Source organism: Myroides albus (genome assembly GCF_009711045.1).
GTDB lineage: Bacteria > Bacteroidota > Bacteroidia > Flavobacteriales > Flavobacteriaceae > Flavobacterium > Flavobacterium album_A.
Map to the genome: position 1 here is coordinate 22,065 of NZ_WMJX01000034.1, position 6,000 is coordinate 28,064.

The following is a 6,000-nucleotide window of genomic DNA, read 5'->3' on the forward strand; positions in this document are numbered from 1 at the left end:
AAACTGTTAACTGTTAACTGTTAACTGTTAACCGTTAACTATAAATTCAAATCTTCTTTTGTCTTCCCCATCGTAATCCATTATTTCTGTAAAACCGATGTTTTGCATCATCTTAATAGACTTGTCATTGGCACTGCGGGCAATTCCTACTATGGTAGTGACATTGGGCTCATTAGCTTTAATATACTCCATTAATCCTTCTGTTCCCTCTTGTCCATAGCCGTACTTCCAGAAGTCTTTACCGATAGAAAAACCTATCTCGACAACTGTAGGCGATTCGAAAAAGTACATCGCTGTACCGATTAGCACATCATTTTCTTGTTGAACAACAGCCAACCTTACTTTCGTTTTGCTCTCCCATTCACGATGAGCTTGCTTCACCATATTCTCTGCATCTTCCAGAGTTTCTAATGGTTTACTGGCTCTGTGCTTCATTGCCTCTTTGTCAGAGTAGATATACAGCAGTTGTTCTTTATCCTCTATGACAAGAGGTCTAAAATATAGTCTTTTCATTATTCAGTTTGTTTAAAACAGGATATAGCACGAAAATCAAAGCACTCATAATCTATCTATTAGCGTACAAAAACACTAAATGCACTTAATCAAATCAGCTCTGTTTTGTTACCTATCCACTTTTCAGCAAGGTAAAAAAATATTCTCTTCAATTCTACCACTTTATTTGACTGAACTTTCAAAAAGAAAAAAAAGAAACTTCCCTAAAAAGAAAAAAGCAATAGTACTTACTATTGCTTTCTTTATATTATTGTTCTACATCACAGGACAAGACTGTCTTTGTAGCCCCTTTGCCTTTAACTCGAATATTACTATCGGGGTTTGACAATATATAATCTATTTTCGAACCTCGAACGGACTTAACTTCTCCAGGCTCAATAAAAACAGAAACTTCGTTGTCTTTTGGAACATTATTCCCATAATAAACATATTCAAAACTCAGTGTATTTGAAGTATTATTAACCACATAACTCTTGTAGCCATAAGAAGTATTTACGTCTTCTATTTGCGTAGGTAACAAGATTACCTCTACAGTATAATTCTCACAAGATTCAACCACTAATTTTCTCGGAGTATAGAGGTAGACAAAAAACACCACCATCAGCATAATCAATGTAATCCAACTGCCACTTACACTTTTGCCTTTCCAGCGAAAATACAAATAAACGCCAATAGCTATTAAAACTAATACACCTATAATGATGTAAAAAGTATTCTCTGATACAATCATATTATTTTGATTTATAAGTAACAATACACACCTTTTGACGCTTGATCGTATACCACTTCTCAGAAGCCTCGAAGTCCTTCTTCGTGTAAATGTGATCAATCACTCCATCGTAAAAATCGTCAGTAGACTCTTTACTTACAACAGGGGCAATTGTCAAAATTTTCTCTCCTCTTTGATTGTAAAAATCAAGACATTGTTTGACTCCTTGATCATGTATCATCTTGTCTATCTCACTATACCTCACAGTATAACTTCTGCTGCCAATCTTTACATACATCACATCATTGGAATAGGTAATCGATGCCGAATCACTATAAAGAGGTTTCATTAAAAAAAGAGGAATTGCTCCTAAAAAAGCATAAATAACGGCCATATACATCTGGTCGTTCACATATTTGACAATGTCAATAATACTGAAAAAATAAGTAAGTATTCCAATAGCTATTACAACGTAACTGATTCCAAACAAAACTCCTTTTGCCTTGTTTCTTTGTTTATAGGTAATACCTTTTGTAGACATTTTATTTCTATTTTTTGACATTTCGAGAGTAAATATATTAAAATTTTAACACACCTAAGTACTTCTACAATGAAATATAGTTCACTCTAATTTACCAAAAGTCACTTAATGCCTTTTTGAATAATCCACAAACCAATGAACACATGCCATGACAGGATTTATCGCCATATTTCGACAATTGAAATAGAATTAAAATAAGCATAGAAGCAAAAGGTAGAAACGGCACTATTTACCTCAACATAGCCTCTCTTTTTAAATTTAAAGGCATTTTCTCAATGGCATATCGCAACGTGGTTCGCGACAAAACAGTTTTGTGCTGAAGAATAAAGTCAAACACTTTCTCTTGATGCAATCGACTTGCTTCCTTTAGCATCCAACCAACGCCTTTCTGCACTAAATCATCTTTATCTTGCATTAGTAATCGCGCAATTGTAAAAACTTGAGCTAAATACAATCCCTTTTTAGCAGGTACGACAAGACTAACTGCTGCCCCTCTGCGCATCCACCTATTAGTTGATATTGCCCATTGACTTAATCGATCTACCTCTTGAGGAAATTGCATGAGAATTGGCCCAACAGTAGAAGTACACAAAGTATCACAACTCGCCCAATTACTGACATAATTAGCTAACCAATGTTCAAACAGATTGACATCTTTCGCAGTATAATGACGGTGCAAGCGTTTGGTTATTATACAAGCAATATAAGCTTCTTCAAAATACAAGGACTTCCATAGCTCCTCGCACAAAAAATACACTTCCTCCTTTGGTTTCTCCTTTACATCGTTGAACAACTCTTTACCTATCTTAGCTAGTATTTCCTTAGAAACTCCATATTCTCTGGGTTGCTCTCCTTCTTTAAAGAAACGCGCAGAAGCAGAGACCAGAGCAGGCTCAGCAAAGTCTTGTAAGGTCTGACGTATATCGAGTAGTATATCTTTCATCACACATTAATTTACAGGTAGAAAGGTATTTTATTTTCCAATACACCCTACAATTAGTTTGCGAAATATTAGTGCAAAAAAAATGCCCCGAATATAGTCGAGGCCCTAAATGTTTTTAGTTCCACTATGGTGTGTTTAGAAGTATTCAAGTATCTCCAGAGATCGTGAGATATTCGTGATTTCAATACCTATATGGTACGGTTAAAAGCAAGTTATCTTGCTAAGAAAGGTCTATCTATACTTAATTTCAATACCTATATGGTGCGGTTAAAAGAAGTATAGATTAACAGAGAAAGAGAAAGAAATACATTTCAATACCTATATGGTGCGGTTAAAAGTTGCAAAGCTACCTAAGGCTGTGCATATCAAAGTGGGATTTCAATACCTATATGGTGCGGTTAAAAGGATAGGCCTAACGATTTAATAGTTGCAGATAATGCATTTCAATACCTATATGGTGCGGTTAAAAGCTGTGCTTCCTTATTAGCTTGCGACTTTATTAGTTGTATTTCAATACCTATATGGTGCGGTTAAAAGCTGTGCTTCCTTATTAGCTTGCGACTTTATTAGTTGTATTTCAATACCTATATGGTGCGGTTAAAAGCTGTGCTTCCTTATTAGCTTGCGACTTTATTAGTTGTATTTCAATACCTATATGGTGCGGTTAAAAGATTAATGGGGGAATACGCAGGGGCGAGTAATAACCCATTTCAATACCTATATGGTGCGGTTAAAAGTTTACTACATCTTTATTAATAGTTCCAATAGAATCAATTTCAATACCTATATGGTGCGGTTAAAAGAAATAATCTAAAGTCGATTCAATATTTCCATATCCGATTTCAACACCTATATGGTGCGGTTAAAAGTTCACGTTCTTGTCGTAATACATCTTCTTCAGCAATTTCAATACCTATATGGTGCGGTTAAAAGAAAGGCTTAATCTCACTTAACTTATACTTTGTTACATTTCAATACCTATATGGTGCGGTTAAAAGGTCGTTCAAAATATCAATCACAGTATCTCTAACAGCTATTTCAATACCTATATGGTGCGGTTAAAAGCCGTGAATTGCACGACATAAAAAAGCCTTTTTTGAAGGCTAAGCAAATATATTTATTCCTTTTTGATTACCAAAATTAGTCGACCTATAATAACCGATTTTCCTCTTAGGTTCGACTACCCTATAATTATCTGAAAATCAACACCTAATTTACGTTATTACAATATTTCAAAGAACGAACCATCTAAAAGTAGCGCTATCGACGACTATAAGAAATTATCCAACTCATTTTTCTCTTTCCCTACTACTTGTTTTTCAAGCCATTTCTCTTGTCTACTTTTAAATATAATAATACTGTCTTTTTCTTTATCTATAATTAATTTAGCTTCTGACAATAGTTCTTTTAATTTTACTTCAGTAATCTCTCCTTCAAATACTGAATTTTGTATCCAATTCAGGTATTTTCTACACAGCTTAAGCATCTTTCCTACTTTCTTGTCACCAATATCATAGACCAATATTACATACATTACCAACGTGATTTAAAAGGTTTATACTCTTCTATTCCTAAAATGTGTTTACTCAACTTATAACATTCTAACTTTATTAAATGCTTATAGCTAACACTGCGTTTTAGGACTGGGTGTTTAAAAGTTTCTGTTACTTTCTCTTCCCACGCTTTTACGAAGATCTTTCTCCCTGATTCCTTTAAAACACAACTATTTAACTGATGATCAAAATCTTTCGCTTGTATCTCTTTCTTATTTAACAATCTAAATATTAAACGGTCTACTAAAAGTGGTTTAAATATCTCTGCTAAATCAAGAGCTAAAGAATAACGTCTATAACCTGGTTCATGAAGAAAGCTTATTGTAGGATTAAGCTGTGTATGATAAATCTGGCTTAAACAAAGGCTATAACACATCATATTGCCAAACGAGATCAATGCGTTTATCTCATTTTGTGGAGGTCGCTTACTACGAGTATCCATTGTGAAATCAGAAGTAATGATATCATTAAACGCGGAATAGTACATTTGTCTAATATTCCCCTCTACTCCCATCAACTCATCCACTTCATTACTGCTTTCGATAAGTGAATTATATCTCTCTATTGCATCTTGAATATCTTGCAAATCTCTATCTCTGTTAATATAATAACGAAGATTCTTAACCATATTAAATGAGGCTCCTGACACAAACTTCCTTGCTAAAATCAATCTTTTCTTGTTATCTATATAATTCTTAGTTTGTTCTATTTGCATCTTACCTGCCAAAAGGTATTCTTTAGGCATAAAAGAACCTGAATAATGCTCATAATAATCAAAAAAATGAACCGCAATACCTTGCTTGCCAAGAAAAGTATATAAAGCACTATTAGCGTCTAAACTTCCAAAACAAAACAAGTCAGCAATTCCTTCTATGGGAATATACTTTGGTGTACCCTCATTACCATTTGCATCTGTAGGGGTAAACTTTAGGGTATTATCCTTTCTACTTAAGCGTCCTGGATTGAATAAATAATAAGTCTTTTTCATAGTCGTTTATAGTTTAATACTCTTCCTTTATATAGCAAAAATCACAATAACTACAAGACTTACATATCTTTGCATTTATCACTTTTGGACATTCTTCACTTTCGCAAATCTGTTGTATATCCTCTTCCCACATTTTTATATCATCAATATCTTCTTTACTTAATAGTACTTGTTCACGTTGCCTTAAAGTAGGATATTCAATTATACCTGTAGCATCATCTATCCCTGCTAACAACAATCTATACAAATAATATTTAACCTGCGCCGTATAAGCATGCTCTACCTTGTCTGACCTCTTTACTTCGTGTACTACATGATTTCTTGCATCATAGAAGTCTATTTTTATGTTACCTAATTGTAGTTCGGTATATTTTTCTGACCTATCTTTATAAGATGTTTCTCCTATCAATTTACCATCGGCTACAAGATCTGAATTGAATTCCATACGCACACCGTGAAAGTGTAGCCATAATTCGCGTTTACATACGTGATATAGGTTGATATGTGTTGCGTTAATTAACATTGTTATAAAAATTGAGTTTCTTCTATCCCATTAAGTCTATTTGTGTCCATTCCTCCTTCTTCTGTATAAAATTCTCTCCAACGCTCTATATATTTATAACCAAATTTAGACTTATCTGGATTGGTAAAAATGTCTATTTGTGTTTCAATATTTTTACTTGCGAAAACAGAAAACACGTACTTAGACATAACTGTAAATCGTCAGCAAAAAGTGGACAATTAAGATACTAT

The 6,000-nt window shown here is 33.8% G+C and carries 8 protein-coding genes and 1 CRISPR repeat array; all 8 genes read right to left on the bottom strand.

All coding sequences use genetic code 11. The annotated features are described in order from the left end of the window. Window positions 1-27: 27 nt before the first annotated feature. The 8 genes from GJV76_RS12450 to GJV76_RS12485 all read right to left on the bottom strand — a co-directional run bounded on the left by GJV76_RS12450 (window position 28) and on the right by GJV76_RS12485 (window position 5,958). Window positions 28-513: a GNAT family N-acetyltransferase gene (locus tag GJV76_RS12450; protein WP_155092941.1), complete on the bottom strand. Its 486-nt coding sequence runs from the start codon at window positions 511-513 to the stop codon at window positions 28-30. A 247-nt stretch (window positions 514-760) separates the two neighbouring features. Then, window positions 761-1,243 carry a hypothetical protein gene (locus GJV76_RS12455; RefSeq protein ID WP_155092942.1) on the bottom strand — a complete coding sequence of 161 codons (483 nt, stop codon included), beginning with the start codon at window positions 1,241-1,243 and terminating at the stop codon, window positions 761-763. 1 nt (window position 1,244) lies between these two features. After that, window positions 1,245-1,763 carry a hypothetical protein gene (locus tag GJV76_RS12460; RefSeq protein ID WP_155092943.1) on the bottom strand — a complete coding sequence of 173 codons (519 nt, stop codon included), beginning with the start codon at window positions 1,761-1,763 and terminating at the stop codon, window positions 1,245-1,247. Between the two features lie 229 nt (window positions 1,764-1,992). Continuing rightward, a complete protein-coding gene (locus GJV76_RS12465; RefSeq protein ID WP_155092944.1) occupies window positions 1,993-2,706 on the bottom strand; it encodes a DNA alkylation repair protein in 714 nt (237 codons plus the stop codon). A 178-nt stretch (window positions 2,707-2,884) separates the two neighbouring features. Continuing rightward, window positions 2,885-3,771: a CRISPR direct-repeat array (repeat unit 30 nt; unit sequence ATTTCAATACCTATATGGTGCGGTTAAAAG). A 205-nt stretch (window positions 3,772-3,976) separates the two neighbouring features. Continuing rightward, window positions 3,977-4,240 (bottom strand): CRISPR-associated endonuclease Cas2, encoded by a 264-nt coding sequence (gene cas2 / locus GJV76_RS12470; protein WP_155092945.1) that lies wholly within the window; start codon window positions 4,238-4,240, stop codon window positions 3,977-3,979. Beyond that, on the bottom strand, window positions 4,240-5,247 hold the full coding sequence (gene cas1b, locus GJV76_RS12475; RefSeq protein WP_155092946.1) for a type I-B CRISPR-associated endonuclease Cas1b: 1,008 nt from the start codon (window positions 5,245-5,247) through the stop codon (window positions 4,240-4,242). The genes cas2 and cas1b overlap by 1 nt, the downstream gene beginning before the upstream one ends. Window positions 5,248-5,260: 13 nt before the next feature. After that, window positions 5,261-5,770 carry a CRISPR-associated protein Cas4 gene (locus GJV76_RS12480; protein WP_155092947.1) on the bottom strand — a complete coding sequence of 170 codons (510 nt, stop codon included), beginning with the start codon at window positions 5,768-5,770 and terminating at the stop codon, window positions 5,261-5,263. 2 nt (window positions 5,771-5,772) lie between these two features. Beyond that, window positions 5,773-5,958: a hypothetical protein gene (locus tag GJV76_RS12485; protein WP_155092948.1), complete on the bottom strand. Its 186-nt coding sequence runs from the start codon at window positions 5,956-5,958 to the stop codon at window positions 5,773-5,775. Between the last annotated feature and the right edge of the window lie 42 nt (window positions 5,959-6,000).